The organism is Qipengyuania citrea, from assembly GCF_009828015.1.
GTDB classification, from domain to species: Bacteria; Pseudomonadota; Alphaproteobacteria; order Sphingomonadales; family Sphingomonadaceae; genus Qipengyuania; species Qipengyuania citrea.
On record NZ_WTYG01000002.1, the window covers coordinates 22,889 to 37,097 of the forward strand.

General features: G+C 69.0%; 12 protein-coding genes. 4 read left to right on the forward strand and 8 right to left on the reverse strand.

Annotation, left to right across the window (positions count from 1 at the left end):
* Window positions 1-6: 6 nt before the first annotated feature.
* The 5 genes from GRI55_RS05560 to tsaD all read right to left on the reverse strand — a co-directional run bounded on the left by GRI55_RS05560 (window position 7) and on the right by tsaD (window position 6,102).
* Window positions 7-747 (reverse strand): OmpA family protein, encoded by a 741-nt coding sequence (locus GRI55_RS05560; protein ID WP_050600216.1) that lies wholly within the window; start codon window positions 745-747, stop codon window positions 7-9.
* A 52-nt stretch (window positions 748-799) separates the two neighbouring features.
* Window positions 800-2,497 carry a vWA domain-containing protein gene (locus GRI55_RS05565; RefSeq protein WP_160766508.1) on the reverse strand — a complete coding sequence of 566 codons (1,698 nt, stop codon included), beginning with the start codon at window positions 2,495-2,497 and terminating at the stop codon, window positions 800-802.
* Window positions 2,498-2,585: 88 nt separating this feature from the next.
* A complete protein-coding gene (locus GRI55_RS05570) occupies window positions 2,586-4,088 on the reverse strand; it encodes a lipopolysaccharide biosynthesis protein (protein WP_050600218.1) in 1,503 nt (500 codons plus the stop codon).
* Window positions 4,085-5,077: an NAD(P)H-dependent glycerol-3-phosphate dehydrogenase gene (locus tag GRI55_RS05575; protein ID WP_160766509.1), complete on the reverse strand. Its 993-nt coding sequence runs from the start codon at window positions 5,075-5,077 to the stop codon at window positions 4,085-4,087. Before GRI55_RS05575 ends, GRI55_RS05570 begins: the two co-directional genes overlap by 4 nt.
* Window positions 5,074-6,102 (reverse strand): tRNA (adenosine(37)-N6)-threonylcarbamoyltransferase complex transferase subunit TsaD, encoded by a 1,029-nt coding sequence (gene tsaD / locus GRI55_RS05580; protein WP_160766510.1) that lies wholly within the window; start codon window positions 6,100-6,102, stop codon window positions 5,074-5,076. The genes GRI55_RS05575 and tsaD overlap by 4 nt, the downstream gene beginning before the upstream one ends.
* Before the next feature lie 45 nt (window positions 6,103-6,147).
* Between tsaD and hemC the strand changes: the two genes are divergently transcribed.
* The 3 genes from hemC to GRI55_RS05595 are packed head-to-tail and all read left to right on the forward strand — an operon-like array spanning window position 6,148 to window position 8,700.
* A complete protein-coding gene (gene hemC / locus GRI55_RS05585; RefSeq protein ID WP_160766511.1) occupies window positions 6,148-7,077 on the forward strand; it encodes a hydroxymethylbilane synthase in 930 nt (309 codons plus the stop codon).
* Complete coding sequence (locus tag GRI55_RS05590) at window positions 7,074-7,760, forward strand: uroporphyrinogen-III synthase (protein ID WP_160766512.1); 687 nt, start codon at window positions 7,074-7,076, stop codon at window positions 7,758-7,760. Before hemC ends, GRI55_RS05590 begins: the two co-directional genes overlap by 4 nt.
* A 49-nt stretch (window positions 7,761-7,809) precedes the next feature.
* A complete protein-coding gene (locus GRI55_RS05595; protein ID WP_050600348.1) occupies window positions 7,810-8,700 on the forward strand; it encodes an MICOS complex subunit MIC60 in 891 nt (296 codons plus the stop codon).
* A 4-nt stretch (window positions 8,701-8,704) separates the two neighbouring features.
* Here the strand turns inward: GRI55_RS05595 and GRI55_RS05600 are convergent, their stop codons facing one another.
* Window positions 8,705-9,919, reverse strand: coding sequence for an FAD-dependent monooxygenase (locus GRI55_RS05600; RefSeq protein ID WP_160766513.1), 1,215 nt, complete (start codon window positions 9,917-9,919; stop codon window positions 8,705-8,707).
* A 43-nt stretch (window positions 9,920-9,962) separates the two neighbouring features.
* Here GRI55_RS05600 and GRI55_RS05605 point away from each other — a divergent pair, with 43 nt between their 5' ends.
* Window positions 9,963-12,065: a protein-disulfide reductase DsbD family protein gene (locus tag GRI55_RS05605; RefSeq protein ID WP_237452435.1), complete on the forward strand. Its 2,103-nt coding sequence runs from the start codon at window positions 9,963-9,965 to the stop codon at window positions 12,063-12,065.
* Here GRI55_RS05605 and GRI55_RS05610 read toward each other — a convergent pair.
* Both GRI55_RS05610 and GRI55_RS05615 read right to left on the reverse strand, forming a co-directional pair.
* On the reverse strand, window positions 12,001-12,594 hold the full coding sequence (locus GRI55_RS05610; protein WP_160766515.1) for a hypothetical protein: 594 nt from the start codon (window positions 12,592-12,594) through the stop codon (window positions 12,001-12,003). The genes GRI55_RS05605 and GRI55_RS05610 overlap by 65 nt on opposite strands.
* A 54-nt stretch (window positions 12,595-12,648) precedes the next feature.
* Window positions 12,649-14,154 (reverse strand): S10 family peptidase, encoded by a 1,506-nt coding sequence (locus GRI55_RS05615; protein WP_160766516.1) that lies wholly within the window; start codon window positions 14,152-14,154, stop codon window positions 12,649-12,651.
* Window positions 14,155-14,209: the final 55 nt, after the last annotated feature.

Consider the following 14,209-nt stretch of genomic DNA (forward strand, 5'->3'; position numbering starts at 1 on the left):
GGCATGTCAGCGGGCTCCCGGCGTGTCGACGGGGGTGGGACGGAGCGGTTCGGTGCGGATCACCGAGAATTCGATGCGGCGGTTGGCCGGGTCGCTGGGGGCCAGACCCTCGACCGGCTGGCTGGAGCCGACCCCGCTGGCGCGCAGCCCGTCGCGCGGGATGCCGCGCTCGATCAGCGCCTGCCGCACCACGCGCGCGCGTTCCATGCTCAGCGCCAGATTGCCGGGCTCGGTGCCCGCCTTGTCGGTGTGGCCGGTGATCGCGATGATCGAGCCGAGGCACGGCCGGAGGGCGTCGGCAACTTCGTTGAGCAGCTTGCGGCTCGACGGCAGCAAGGCGCTGCTGCCTTCCTCGAACCGGATCGAACGGGTGCGCAGCAGCCCTTCGACGTCTTCCTGGCAATGCAGCGGCTGGTAGGTCGGCTCGTCGCTTTCGGCGCGCACCGTCCCGTCGCTCCAGGTTACGCCGCCGACGCCGGGAATGTCGTAGACCTCGCGCGCCACGCGCGTGCGGACGCTCTCGTCCAAATCCTCGCCGCCGCTCAGCAGCGGGTGGCGCGAAAGCGATCCGGTGGCGCTGGCGAAGCGTGCGGTGACCCCCGTGCCGCCCGCTTCGGCTATCGCTGCGGCGGACTGCGTTTCGAGCCGGTCGATGAAGTCGGCCGCCATCGGCTCGGCCAGTGCATAGCCGGCAAGGCCGGTCGCCATGGCACCGGCAAGCATGACAAGGGGAGCACGGATCGACATGGGCTGGCTCTTAGCCGCCAGCCGCCCCCCCTGCCAAGCGCCCTGCGCGCGGTTATTCCAAACCCTCGGCGGTCATCACCAGCTGGAGGAATTCCTGCCGCCAGAAATCGCGCTGCGGCCCGGCCAGCGCGGCGATCTGCGGATAGGCATAATCCGCCAGCAGCGGGTCGCCGCGCAGTTTCTGGCCGAAGGCGGCGACCGCGCTGGCGAAGGCGAAATCGCCTCGGGGCACCGCGCTCGTCGCCAGCGCGGATGCGGGCAGGGCGTAGGTCAGCAGCTGCGAGGTATCGCCATCGGGCCGCTTGTAGCGCAGCTTCACATAGGCCGCCTCGCTCGCCAGTTCGCGGGCGCGGTCATCGACCGTGTCCTCGTAACGCCGCGCGGGCACCCACCCTTCGCCGCCGGCGGGGATCACTTCATACAGCGCGGTGACCTGGTGGCCCGCGCCGATATCGCCCGCATCGACCGCATCATTGTCGAAGTCCTCTTCGCGCAGCACGCGGTTTTCATAGCCGACGAGGCGGTACTGGCTGACCACTGCCGGATTGAATTCGACCTGGATCTTTACGTCCTTGGCGATGGTGAACAGCGTCGCGCCCATTTCGTCGCCGAGCACCTTGCGGGCCTCCAGCGCGCTGTCGATGTAGGAATAATTGCCGTTCCCGTTGTTGGCGACCTGTTCCATCATCGCATCGTTGAGATTGCCGCGGCCGAAGCCGAGCACCGACAGCGTGACGCCGCTTTCGCGCTTCTTCTCGATCAATTCGACCAGCGCCTCGCGATCCGAAGTGCCGACGTTGAAATCGCCATCGGTCGCCAGGATCACGCGGTTGACGCCGCCCTCGATGCGGTTGGCCTCGGCCACGCGGTAGGCGAGTTCGATCCCCGCACCGCCCGCGGTCGACCCGCCGGCATTGAGCTGGTCCAGCGCGTCCTTGATCTTGCGTTCGTCATTGGTCGGTTCGAGCACGAGGCCCGCGGCCCCGGCATAGACGACGATCGAGACGCGGTCGCGTTCGGTCAGCTGTCCGGCAAGCTGGCGCATCGCGGTCTTGACCAGCGGCAGCTTGTCGGCGCTGCCCATCGAGCCCGAGACATCCAGCAGGAAGACGAGATTGGCGGCGGGGCGTTCCTGTTCGGGCATTTCATACCCGGTGAGACCGATGCGCACCAGCCGCGCGTCGGCATTCCACGGGCTCACCGCGACATCGGTGTTGACCGTGAACGGCTGCTCAAGGCTGTCCGGCCGGTCGTAGTCATAGCGGAAGTAATTGATGAATTCCTCGGTCCGCACCGCGCCCTTGGGCGGCAGCTGGCCATCGGAAATGAACCGGCGCGCATTGGTATAGGCGCCGGTGTCGACATCGACCGAGAAGGTCGAGACGGGTTCGCTGGCGACCAGCTTGACCGGCGACACGTCCTCGCCGTCATACTGCTCGCGGCTGGGTGGTGCGGGCACGAAGACCGGCGGGAAATAGCGATAGCCCGGTTCGATGACCGATGTTTCGGTGGATGGGGTCGCCGCGTCGGCACGAACTCGGGACCCCATGACGATAGGTGATGGGCTGGCCATATGCGCTGGCGGAGGCGGCGGCGGGGGAGGAGGTGGTGGCGGCGGCGGCGTGCGGCCCGCTTCGGTCCGATCGGCCTTGCCGCTGGCGATGATGATGGTATCGCCATCGGGCTGCGTGGCGCAGCCGGCGATCAGCGCAGCTGCTGCACAAGTGACGGTAAATCTTGCGAAACGCATGGGCAGTCCTCCCCTTCCTTGCGAGTGCTCAACGCTACCCGACCCCGGGGTGAATACCGACTGAACGTGTCTTATCCGCGACGAACGGTCAGATGCGCTCGGGCTCTTCCTTGTCGAGATTGCGGCGGAACAGCACCCGGTCCTCCGGGCCGAAACCGCGCTTCCAGATGATGATGCCATAAACGCCGAGGATCGCCGGTATGCCCACGATCAGCTCGGCCCATTCGGGCAGCTGCGTCGCGCCCCAGCCGACCAGCACGGCAGGCGCCACGGCCCACACCAGCGGCCAGCGGAAGGTGTTGATCGACTGGCCAAGAATGCGCGAGAGCAGCATCGCCTTGACCAGGCTGGCAGTGCCCAGCGCCAGCATCAGCGCGATTGCCGCGGCGGCGGCCTTGTACGGCTCGCCATAGCCGCCCGCGACCATCGCTTCGATCAGCACCACGGTAAGCACGGCCTGCAGCGCGATCGTGCCGATCGAGATCCACAAGTTCCGGACCCGCGCGACATAGACGAGCACCGCTTCGGACACGACCGCGGTCGCGGCGACCACTTCGGCCACCAGCAGGAAGGCAAGCGCCCCGGTGCCGCCGACGAATTCGGGCCCGACAAGGCCCATCACCGCTTCGCCGGGGACGCCCAGTGCCAGCGCGATGCCGGCCTGCATGGCGACGATCCAGAAGCCCACCTGGCAGATCTGGCTGGCAATCGCCTGGTAGTTCTTGGTCTTGAGGTTCTTGGTGATGACGGGGCCGAGGATCGGCTCGAAGCTGGTCTTGAGCTTCTGCGGCAAGCTCGCGACCTGCTGCGCGATGTAATAGACGCCCACCGCGGCGGGCGCGGCAAACAGGCCGAGGATGAAGATGTCGACGCGCCTCGTACCCCATTCGATCGCGTCGGCCGTCGCCAGCGGCAGCGCGCGCATCGTCAGCCGGCCCATATAGACCGGATGCGGCCGCCAGCCGCGCGGGCGGCCATAGCTGCGGAAGAAGGCCCACAGCCCGGTGGCGAGACCAGCGTAGATCGACGCGAGATAGGCCAGCGCGAGCCCCGAGTCGCTGACCACCGGGAGGAAATAGAACACCCCGGCCATGATCGAGATCGTCCACGGTTCGATCACCGCCCGCGCGCGCACGGTGGTGGCGATATCGTATTTGTACGCCTGCGCGGCGAGGACGATTTCGGTCAGCGCATAGGCGGGGATCGCCAGCACGATGAACCGGTCGAGCTCGGTGTATTCACCGCTGGGAAACAGCGGGGCGGGGACGAACCAGAAGAACGCTGCCGCGAGGCCCGAGAACAGCAGCGCCAGCAGCATGCCGTCATAGACCAGATTGGCGGGATGGCTGTCGTCGCCGTCGGCGAGCCGCTGCGCCAGTCCTCGCTTTTCGCCCATCGCGCACAGCAGCGCGACCAGTTCGACCACCACCAGCGCCGAGGCGAAGCGGCCCAGCGCATCGGGGCCGTAAAGGCGCCCGGCGATGAACAGGAAGGGCAGCCGCGCGACCAGCCGCAGGATGAAGCCAAAGAAGTTCTGCCTTCCGCCCTTGGCCAGCGCGGAAAGATCTTCGTCCGGTTTTGCGTCGGTCACCCGGGGTGGCCCTGTTCGGCGCGCAAGGGCCGGGCGAGCAGGTCGGATACGACGGCGCGCGGATCGTCGCCTTTCAGCAGACCGTAGACGGCGGTGACGATCGGCATGGCGATGCCGTGCCGCGCGGCCAGTTCGACCAGCACGGGCGCTGTATGCGCGCCTTCGGCCACGGTCCGGCGATCGGCCATCAGCTCGCTCGCTTTGCCGCCCTCGCCCAGCGCGACGCCGAGCGAGAAATTGCGGCTCGAGGTCGACGAACAGGTCAGCACCAGATCGCCCAACCCGCACAGCCCGGCCAGGGTTTCGGCGCGTGCCCCCAGCGTTTCGCCGAAGCGCAGCATCTCGGCATAGCCGCGCGCAATCAGCGCCGCGCGCGCATTCTGCCCCAGGCCCAGCCCGTCGACCACGCCGCAGGCGATTGCGAGCACATTCTTGACCGAACCGCCGATTTCGGCGCCGATCACGTCGTCCGAATAATAGGGCCGGAATGCCGGCCGCGCGATGACCGGGGCAATGCGGTCCCACTGCGCTTCGCCCCCGGCGCAGGCCAGCGTAACCGCAGTGGGCAGCCCGGCAGCCACTTCATGCGCGAAGGTCGGGCCCGACAGCACTGCGATCGCGCTGCCGGGCGCGGCATCCTGTGCGACGTGGTTCATCAACTGGCCGCTGCCGGCCTCTATCCCCTTCGAACACAGCACCAGATCGCGCGGATGCGCGGGCATCGAAGCCAGCACGCTGCCCGTATGCTGCGCGGGGGTCACCACCAGCAAGGTATCGAGCGCGCCGAGTTCGGCCAGATCGCCGGTGGCACGGATCGTTTCGGCCAGCGTGGCAGTGGGAAGGTAGATCGAATTGGTACGCGCGGAATTGATCTCGGCGACCAGTTCGGGTTCGCGCGCCCAGATCAGCACCTCGCGCCCGTCGCTCGCCAGCATCTGCGCCAGCGCGGTGCCCCATGCGCCAGCGCCGAGGACGCCGACGCCGCTCATGCCTTCACCCCCGCGCCGCGCACCGGTTCGGCCGCAGGGTCGAGCGGCCAGCGCGGCCGCGCGGAAATGTCGAGCGGGTCGTCCTGCCCCAGCCGTTCGATGCCCGCCCAGGCGATCATCGCGGCATTGTCGGTGCACAGCTTGGGCGGCGGCGCGGCAAAGCGCATACCATGCGCGGCGGCAAGCTGTTCGAGCGCAGCGCGCACCGTGGCATTGGCCGCCACCCCGCCGGCCACGACCAGCGTATCGACATCGTCCATGCCCGCCAGCGCGATACGCAACCGGTCGGTTACGCAATCCACCGCTGCCTGCTGGAAGCTGGCGGCAATATCGGCGATCTCGTACTTGCCGCTTTCGTAGGCGCGCAGGACTGCGCTCTTGAGGCCGGCGAACGAGAAATGCGGTTCGCCGCTGCCGACCATCGGCCGGGGCAGCGGGACAGCGGCGGCATCGCCGTCCTTCGCGGTGCGCTCCACCGCGGGACCGCCGGGAAAGCCGAGGCCGAGGATCTTGGCGGTCTTGTCGAAGGCTTCGCCCAGCGCATCGTCGATCGTGGTCGCTAGCCGGCGATATTGCCCCACGCCGTCGACGCGCAGGATCTGGCAATGCCCGCCCGAAACCAGCAGCAGTGCATAGGGAAAGGCGATGCTCGCGTCTGCGAGGCGGGGGCTCAGTGCATGGCCTTCGAGATGGTTGATCGCGATCAGCGGCGTGTCGCTCGCCATTGCCAGCGCCTTGGCACTCACCAGGCCGACCATCACCCCGCCGATCAGCCCGGGGCCGGCAGTCGCGGCGATCGCGTCGCACTCGTCCAAGCCGATGCCCGCATCCTGCAACACGCCCTCGATCATCGGGGCGAGCCGTTCGGCATGCGCGCGCGCCGCGATCTCGGGCACCACGCCGCCGAAGGGGGCGTGCTCGGCATCCTGCGAGGCGATCCGCTGCGCCACGATCCGGCGATCGCTGTCGACCAGCGCGACCGCGGTTTCGTCGCAGGAGCTTTCTATGCCGAGAACCAGTGCCATCCTGCTTTCCCTTAGCGCCATGGCTCGCTAGGGCAAGCCGACCCTATGCCAGCCCAACCTCTCATCCGTCTCGGAACCCGCCGTTCTCCGCTTGCCATGGCACAGGCGCACGAGGCGCGCGCGCGCCTGTGCGCCGCGCACGGCTGGGACGAGTCGGCGGTCGAACTGGTCCCGGTGGTCGCCAGCGGCGACCGCATCCAAGACCGCCCGCTCGCCGAAATCGGCGGCAAGGCGCTGTGGACGCGCGAACTCGACCAGTGGCTGGTCGAGGGACGAATCGACGGCGCGGTCCATTCGATGAAGGATGTCGAGACGCTGCGGCCCGAAGCGATCGCCATCGCCGCGATCCTGCCGCGCGCCGACAAGGCCGACCGCCTGCTCGGCGCGCAGGCGATTTCCGACATCCCTGCCGGCGCGCGGATCGGCACCAGCGCCCCGCGCCGTGCCGCGCAATTGCTGCATCTGCGGCCCGACCTTGCCGTGGTGGGCATTCGCGGCAATGTCGCCACGCGGATGGCCAAGCTCGAGGCGGGCGAAGCCGATGCGACCTTCCTCGCCGCCGCCGGGCTCGACCGACTGGGCGAAGACAGTGTCGGCGTGCGGCTGGACCCGGCAGAATGGCTTCCCGCCCCCGCGCAGGCCGCGATCGGGATCGAGTGCCGCAGCGGCGATGCGCAGACGCGCGCGATGCTGGCGGCGATCGACGACGCGCCCAGCCATGCCGAAGTGGCTGCCGAACGGCGGTTGCTCGAAGGGCTGGGCGGGTCGTGCAGCAGCCCGATTGCGGCGCTGTCGCGCAGCGGCGATGGCCTGATCGCGCTGACGGCGGCGATCTTCAGCCCCGATGGCACCGTCCGCATCGACGGCGAGGCCGAATTCGCCGCGGGCGATGACGCTGCGCCGCTGGCGTTGGCGCGCGGCCTGCTGGCGCGCGCACCTGCGGCCGTGACCGAACATTTCGGACCGATATCGTGAAGCCGCTGTTCCTGATCCGCCCCGAACCCGGCTGGTCGGTCAGCGCCGAAACCGCGCGCGCGATGGGGCTCGACGTGCATGGCGCGCCGCTGTTCACGATCGAGCCTGTGGCCTGGGATGCGCCCGACTCCGCCGATTTCGACGGTCTGCTGGTCGGCAGCGCCAACACCTTTCGCCACGGCGGCAAGCAGCTCGCGAAACTCACCAAGCTGCCGGTCCACGCGGTGGGCGAGGCGACCGCCGATGCGGCGCGGGCGGCGGGGTTCCTGATCGGCCGCACCGGGCGCGGCGGACTGCAGAACCTGCTCGACGAACTGAGCAAGCGCGAATTGCGACTGCTGCGCCTTGCCGGCGCGGACCGCGTGACGCTGCGCCTGCCCGACGGAATCAGGGTCGAGACGCGCACCGTCTACCGCGCGGTACCCGAGGGGCTGGCCGAGGAAGACCGCGAATTGCTGCGCGGCGGCGGCGTGGTGGCACTGCATTCGGGTGCCGCGGCCGAGCGGCTCGGCGTCGAATTCGACCGCCACAAGCTCGACCGCGCCCGCGTCGACCTCGCGGTAATCGGTCCGCGCGTCGCGGAACTGGCCGGCGAGGGCTGGCGCTCGGTCTCGGTAGCCGATGCCCCGGGCGACAGCGAGCTACTGGCCTTGGCGGAAGCTTTGTGTCAGACCGATGCATAACGATAATACGGCGCCCCGGCAGGGCGACCGGGTTCGCGGAACGGAACAGATGGACACTTACACCAGCTCCCGGCGCAAGGGGCCTTCGGCAAGGCCGGTGATGATCGCCGTGATCGCCAGCTTCGTGCTGGGCGGGGCAGTGGCGGGCTATGCGGTCTATTCGCTGAGCGACCGCGCGGAACCACAAGCGGGCGCCGCTGCGGATGACCAGCCCCAGGTGCTGGCCAGCCCGGCGGTAGATCCTTCGCCCACGCCCAGTGCCACCGCCAGCCAGGCCGCGCAGGAAGCGGTCGAGCGCGTGGCCGAACAGCAGGGCGGGCTCGACACCCGGCTGGCGGCGGCCGAGCAGCGGTTGGCGCGGCTGGACCTGCAGGCCGAGGCCGCAGCCGGCAACACCGCCCGCGCCGAAGGGCTGCTGATCGCTTTCGCCACCCGCCGCGCGCTCGAGAAAGGCGCCGAGCTCGGCTATCTGGCCGACCAGCTGCGGCTGCGCTTCGGCGATGCCATGCCCAATGCAGTCGACACCATCATCCGCACCAGCCGCGATCCGATCACGCTCGACCAGCTGATCGCGCGGCTGGAAGGCCTCTCGCCGCAGCTCGCCGCACCGAGCGAACGGGACGGGTTCGCGCGCTTCAGCGAAGAATTGTCGCAACTGTTCGTGATTCGACGCGAAAGCGCGCCATCGCCGCAGCCCCAGCGCCGGCTCGACCGCGCGCGGCTGTTCCTCGAAAGCGGGCGGACCGATTCCGCGATCGCCGAAGTGCGCAACCTGCCAGGGGCTGAAAGCGCCGAGGGCTGGCTGCGCGATGCCGAACGCTATGCCGCAGCGCAGCGGGCGCTCGACCTGATCGAAACCGCTGCCGTGCTCGAACCGCGCCGGTTGCGCGACGGGGCGGGCAACCGCGTCGAACAGCCGAGCCCCGCCGAAGAGGGCTAAGGCCTCAGGCCTTGAGCAGTTCGGGCAGCTCGCCCGAGACGCCGCGCGCCTCGTTCATGAAGAAGCCCTTGAGCCAGCTGGTGCGCTGGATTCCGGCCATGCCGAAGCGGCGCAGCGCGCTGGCGGTTTTCCCGCGAATGCCGAAAATGCGCGTGAGGCTGTCGGTCGCGCCCATCACCATCAGCGAATCGAGTGCGCGCCATTCCTCGTATTTCTTGAGCACCTGCGCATCGCCCAGATCGAGGCCGAGCCGCAGCGCTTCATCGAGAACTTCGACCAGCGCGCCGACATCGCGCAGACCAAGGTTGAGACCCTGGCCCGCGATCGGATGCATGCCGTGCGCGCTGTCGCCGACCAGCGCGAGCCGGTGGTCGACGATTTTGGCGGTATGCTGGAAGCTGAGCGGCCAGGACGAGCGCGCGCTGTTGAGCGTCAGCTCGCCCAGCAGGTCCCCCATCCGCTTGTGCACTTCGGCGAGAAAGGCGCGATCGGACAGCTTGAGCACGCCCGCCGCGTCCTTCTCGTCGACCGTCCATACCAGCGCGCTGCGATGCTGGCCATCGGGCCCGTCGAGCATCGGCAGCAGCGCGAAGGGGCCTTCGGGATAGAAGATTTCCCACGCCACATTGTCATGCGGCTTACTGTGGTCGATCCCGGCGATCAGCGCGCGGTGGCTGTAATCCCAGCTGGCCATCTTGAACCCGGCTTCCTCGCGGCTGGGCGAGCCGCGGCCTTCGGCGCCGACCATCAGCGCGGCTTCGAGCACGCGTCCGTCGCCCAGCGTGGCGGACACGCCGAACTCGCCGCGATCGCGCGCGGTGACTTCGACCGGCGCGTGCCATTCGATCAGCGGTTCGCTGGCCGCGGCTTCGTGGACTGCGAGCCGCAGCTGGCGATTGGCGAACATTCGCCCCAGCGTGCCTTCATGCGGTTCGGGGCGGAAATCGAGCCGGCCGGGCTTCATCTGGTCGAGCACCGCGATGGCGGCGATGTCGCAGCCATGCGGTTCGAGCGCCTGTTCGAGCCCGATATGGCGGAACAACCGCCAGCTGGCAGTCGATATGGCCGAGGCCCTTCCGTCGAACCCTTCGGCTGTCAGGCTGGCCGGATCGGCGCGGTCGACGAGGTGGCTCGAGAGTCCCTTTTTCGCCGCGGCCAGCGCCAGGGTCATGCCCACCAGGCCGCCGCCCAGGATCAGCAGGTCTCGCTTGTCTGTCATGGGGCCAATCCCTAGAGCCTGCGGCGTGACCGAGGCAAGGATAATGGAACGGGTCGGCCTGTGGCTGGCGCTGCTGGCGCTGGCCTTTGCAGGCCCGGTCCTTGTGACCCCCGCGTCTGCCCAGGGGCCCGGCAGCGACCGCATGCCGGTCGAACTGGTCGCCGAAGGCATCCCGCAGCCGGGCGAGCGCTGGATGGTCGCGCTGCATTTCACGCCCTCGACACCCGAATGGCACGGCTATTGGTCGAACCCGGGCGATGCCGGCCTCGGCATGCAGCTCGACTGGGAACTCCCCTCCGGCTGGAACGCGGGCGAGCCGCTCTATCCGCTGCCGCAGCGGCTGGTGATCGGCGGGTTGATGAACCATGTCTATGAAGGCGATTACGCGGTGCTCGTGCCCATCACGGTGCCCGAAGGTGCAGCGCTTGCCGGCGCCGGGACGATCGGGCTGACCGTCAGCTATCTGGCCTGTACGGATACGATCTGCGTTCCGCAGCAGGCGCGCATGACGCTGGATCCCGCGCGCGCCGGCGCCGATCCGCGGTTCGGTGAATGGCGCGTCGCCATCGTCCCTCCGCTCGACAGCGCGGCGCGCTTTGAATTCGCGCGCGACCGCTTGCGGATCGGCATTCCGATCCCCGCCGCGACGCAGCTCGGCGCGCCGCACCTGTTCCTCGCCACCGCCGAACTGGGCGGGGACGACCGGCCAGTCTATACCGGTGCGCAGACCTTCCGCCGCCAAGGCGACCTGCTGGTGGTCGAAATCCCGCTCGAGCAGCGCCCGCTCCCGCCGGGCGTCGATGCTGCCGGCGCGGCGCGACCGGAAACTATCGCGGGCATTCTCGATCTGGGCGATGGCCGCGGCGTGCGCTTTGCCGCGCAGCCGGGCGATGTTCCGCTCGAGGGTGTGGCGCCGCTGGAAGGCAGCAGCGACGCATCGCTGTGGCAATTGCTGCTGGCAGCGCTGGCGGGCGGCCTGCTGCTCAACATCATGCCCTGCGTCTTTCCCATCCTCAGCCTCAAGGCGCTGGCGCTTGCCAAGGCCGGGGGCGATGCGCGTGCTGCGCGCAGGGACGCGCTGGCCTATACCGCCGGGGTGGTGCTCGCCTGTGCGGCGCTGGGCGGCGCCATCCTGCTGTTGCGCGCAGCGGGCGAGCAGATCGGCTGGGCGTTCCAGTTGCAGGAACCGCTGGTGGTCGCCGCCCTGTTCCTGCTGGCGCTGGCGATTACCGCCAATTTCCTCAGCCTGTTCACGATCCCCGGTTTCGCGATTTCGGGCGGCGCGCCGTCGCGGGGCGGTTCCTTCTCGACCGGGCTGCTGGCCGCCTTTGTCGCCACCCCGTGCACCGGGCCGTTCATGGCGCTGGCGCTTGGCGCGGCGCTGGTGATCGAACCGTTCCACGGCCTGCTGGTGTTCGTCGCGCTGGGTGCCGGGCTGGCGCTGCCCTTCCTGCTGGTCGGCTTCGTCCCGGCGATCCGCCGCCGCCTGCCGCGGCCCGGCGCCTGGATGGAGCAATTCCGGCGCTGGATGGCGCTGCCCATGGGGCTGACGGCAGCCGCGCTCGGCTGGCTGGCATGGCGGATCGGCGGCGGCGAATGGCTGGCGCTGGTGCTGGTACTCGGCGCAGCGGCAATCGGCGGGCTGGCGCTGATCGGCCTGTTCCAGCGGCGCGCCCGGGGGGGGACGCTGTCGCTGTTCGCAGCTTTGCTGGCTGCGCTGTCGCTGGGGCTCGCCCTGCTGCCCGAACCCGAGACACCGGCCGGCGAGGCGGGCGCGAGCCTGCTCGACCCGGTCGCCTTCAGCGACGCCGCACTGGCAGAGGCGCGCGGGTCGGGGCGGCCGGTGTTCGTCTGGTTCACGGCCGACTGGTGCGTCACCTGCAAGGTCAACGAACGTGTCGCGATCGAGCGCGAGACGACACGCGCCGCGTTCGAGCAGGCGGGCGTTATCGCGATGCGCGCCGACTGGACGCGCCGCGACGAGGAAATCTCGCGCATGCTCACGCGGCAGGGGGCCGCGGGCGTCCCGCTCTACCTGTGGTACGCACCCGGCGAGGAGGCCGAGCAATTGCCGCAGGTGCTTACGCCGGAACTTCTGGTGCAGCGGGCGCAGGCGACGGATCGCTCTCCGCCGCCTCGGCCGTGACCGCCTGGTCCGGGGCGCGGCATGTCTCGACCAGTTCGCCGGGCAGCGGGCTCGAATTGAGGATCACGCTTCCCGCGCCGGGCACGGTGGCTTCGACCTGGCGCGTGCCGGTCAGCACGTCCATGCGGGCATCGTCCGCCGCCACCGCGCCTTCCCAGCGCCAGACGTCGCCGATCCGCACGGCGTCGATATGCAGCCGTGCGACATGGCCGTTGCCGATCAGCGCGAGCACCGCCTTGGCGCCCGGATCGGCGCGGGCAAAGCGGGTGTAGGCCAGCGTCGCCTCGGCGCGGTCGCCTTCGAGGCATTCGACTGCGAACAGCGGGCGTTCGCCTGGCGTGCCGTACAGCAGCCGCTGGCCGCTGGCTGCCGGGGCCCAGATCGCATTCTCGGTATCAGGGGAATCGATCGGTTCGGAGGGACCGGCGGCCGGCTCGCCGATCCGTGTCCGTTCGACGTAATCGTCCGACGCGGGCGGCTTGCAGGCCGCCAGTACGGTCAGCGGGAGGAGGGCGAGAAAGCGGCGCATGCGCGCGCTATGACACAGGCGTGACAGCGTTCAAGCGCGCGTGATGCGCTATCCTCAGCGGTTGCGGATGAAGGCGCGAATATCGCGCGACAGCTTCGCCCGGTCTTCGTCGCGGACATACATCATGTGCCCGGCATCGTAATAATGCAGCTCCACTCGGTCCTGCGGAATGCCCGTCCGGTTGAGCGAATATTCGGCGCCGAAGAAGGGCGTGGCGAAATCGTAATAGCCCTGCGCATTGAACACGCGCAGCTGCGAATTTTGGCGCATCGCCTGACCGATATAGGGCGCGACATTGAGATAGGCGCCGCGGCCCTGGCCGGTCGTCCATTGCCAGTGCCGGCCCGGTTCGCGCCCGATCGACTGGTATTCGCGGGTCGTCTCGAACCCCAGCGTGTCGCGCGCCCAGCTGTTGATCGCCGCGGTGTAGCCCGCATCGATGCCGTAGAAGCTGGGGTCGTTATCGGGCGTCTCGCCGGCATTGTCGAAATCGCGCCCGGTGTAGCGCGCGTCGAGCCGTCCGATCGTCAGGCCGCGGTCGCGCAGCAATTCCTTGTAGAAGCGCTGCGCAGTGACGCGCAGGTCGGCCTGGTCGAGATAGCGTTCGGACAGGCCGGTCAGCCGCGCAAGCTCGGCGCGCACCGCGGCGCGTTCGGCATCGGGCAGGTCCTGCCCCTTGAGCAGCGCGGTGATGAAGGGGCCGATGGCGAACTGGCGTGCTTCCTCGACGATCGCCTCGACCGAGGGCGCCTGTACCTTGCCGTGATAATAGGCCGCCGCCGCCATGTTGGGCAGCGTGACGACATAGGCCATTTCATTGCCCGGCGTGGGTTCGCGCCCGGCGAAATCGAGAATGGTCGAGATCAGGATCAGCCCGTTGAGGCCCACGTCATTGAAGGTGCCGCCTTCCAGCTCGCGCGCGACCATCGCGGTGCGCGTGGTGCCATAGCTTTCGCCGCCGAGATATTTGGGGCTGTTCCAGCGGCCATTGTCGTTGAGCCACAGGCGGATGACCTTGGCCACCGCTTCCGCGTCCTGTTCGAGCCCGTAATACTTCTTCGGGTCGGTCCCTTCGGTAAGATAGCTGAAGCCGGTGCCCGGCGGGTCGATGAAGACGAGATCGGCGACGTCGAGCAGGCTGTCGGGATTGTCGAGCAGCGGGTAGGGCGGCGCGCCGTCGTCGCGGGCGTCGGAGGGGATCGCCACGCGCTTGGGCCCGAACGCGCCCATCTGCAGCCACACCGAACCCGATCCGGGCCCGCCGTTGAACAGGAAGAACACGGGCCGCGAGGTATCGCGCGGCTGCTTGACGTAGCTGGTGGTGACGATCACCGCTTCGGGCTTGCCGTCGTCCGCTTCCAGCACGGTCTCCGCAATCGTGGCGCGGTACGACACGCGCTGCCCGCCGAACGTCCCGACCATGTCGCGCGTCCTGACCTGCGGTTCGATCGCGGCCGGTGCGGCGGCCTCTACGCTGTCGTCCTGCGCGAGTGCGGCGTGCGGCGCCAATGCGACGGCGCTCGCGGCGCAGATGGCGGCGAGAATACGGCTCGATTTCATGCGGTTCAGTCCCCCTTTGCGGCCATCCTATGACCCCACCGCACGACCCGCGTCA

Excerpts from the sequence above, each read along its gene's own strand:
- GRI55_RS05610 (WP_160766515.1), bottom strand. The coding sequence starts at position 12,594 with ATGCGCCGCTTTCTCGCCCTCCTCCCGCTGACCGTACTGGCGGCCTGC.
- GRI55_RS05615 (WP_160766516.1), bottom strand. The coding sequence starts at position 14,154 with ATGAAATCGAGCCGTATTCTCGCCGCCATCTGCGCCGCGAGCGCCGTC.
- GRI55_RS05560 (WP_050600216.1), bottom strand. The coding sequence starts at position 747 with ATGTCGATCCGTGCTCCCCTTGTCATGCTTGCCGGTGCCATGGCGACC.
- GRI55_RS05575 (WP_160766509.1), bottom strand. The coding sequence starts at position 5,077 with ATGAGCGGCGTCGGCGTCCTCGGCGCTGGCGCATGGGGCACCGCGCTG.
- GRI55_RS05595 (WP_050600348.1), top strand. The coding sequence starts at position 7,810 with ATGGACACTTACACCAGCTCCCGGCGCAAGGGGCCTTCGGCAAGGCCG.
- GRI55_RS05605 (WP_237452435.1), top strand. The coding sequence starts at position 9,963 with ATGGAACGGGTCGGCCTGTGGCTGGCGCTGCTGGCGCTGGCCTTTGCA.
- GRI55_RS05600 (WP_160766513.1), bottom strand. The coding sequence starts at position 9,919 with ATGACAGACAAGCGAGACCTGCTGATCCTGGGCGGCGGCCTGGTGGGC.
- GRI55_RS05565 (WP_160766508.1), bottom strand. The coding sequence starts at position 2,497 with ATGCGTTTCGCAAGATTTACCGTCACTTGTGCAGCAGCTGCGCTGATC.
- tsaD (WP_160766510.1), bottom strand. The coding sequence starts at position 6,102 with ATGGCACTGGTTCTCGGCATAGAAAGCTCCTGCGACGAAACCGCGGTC.
- hemC (WP_160766511.1), top strand. The coding sequence starts at position 6,148 with ATGCCAGCCCAACCTCTCATCCGTCTCGGAACCCGCCGTTCTCCGCTT.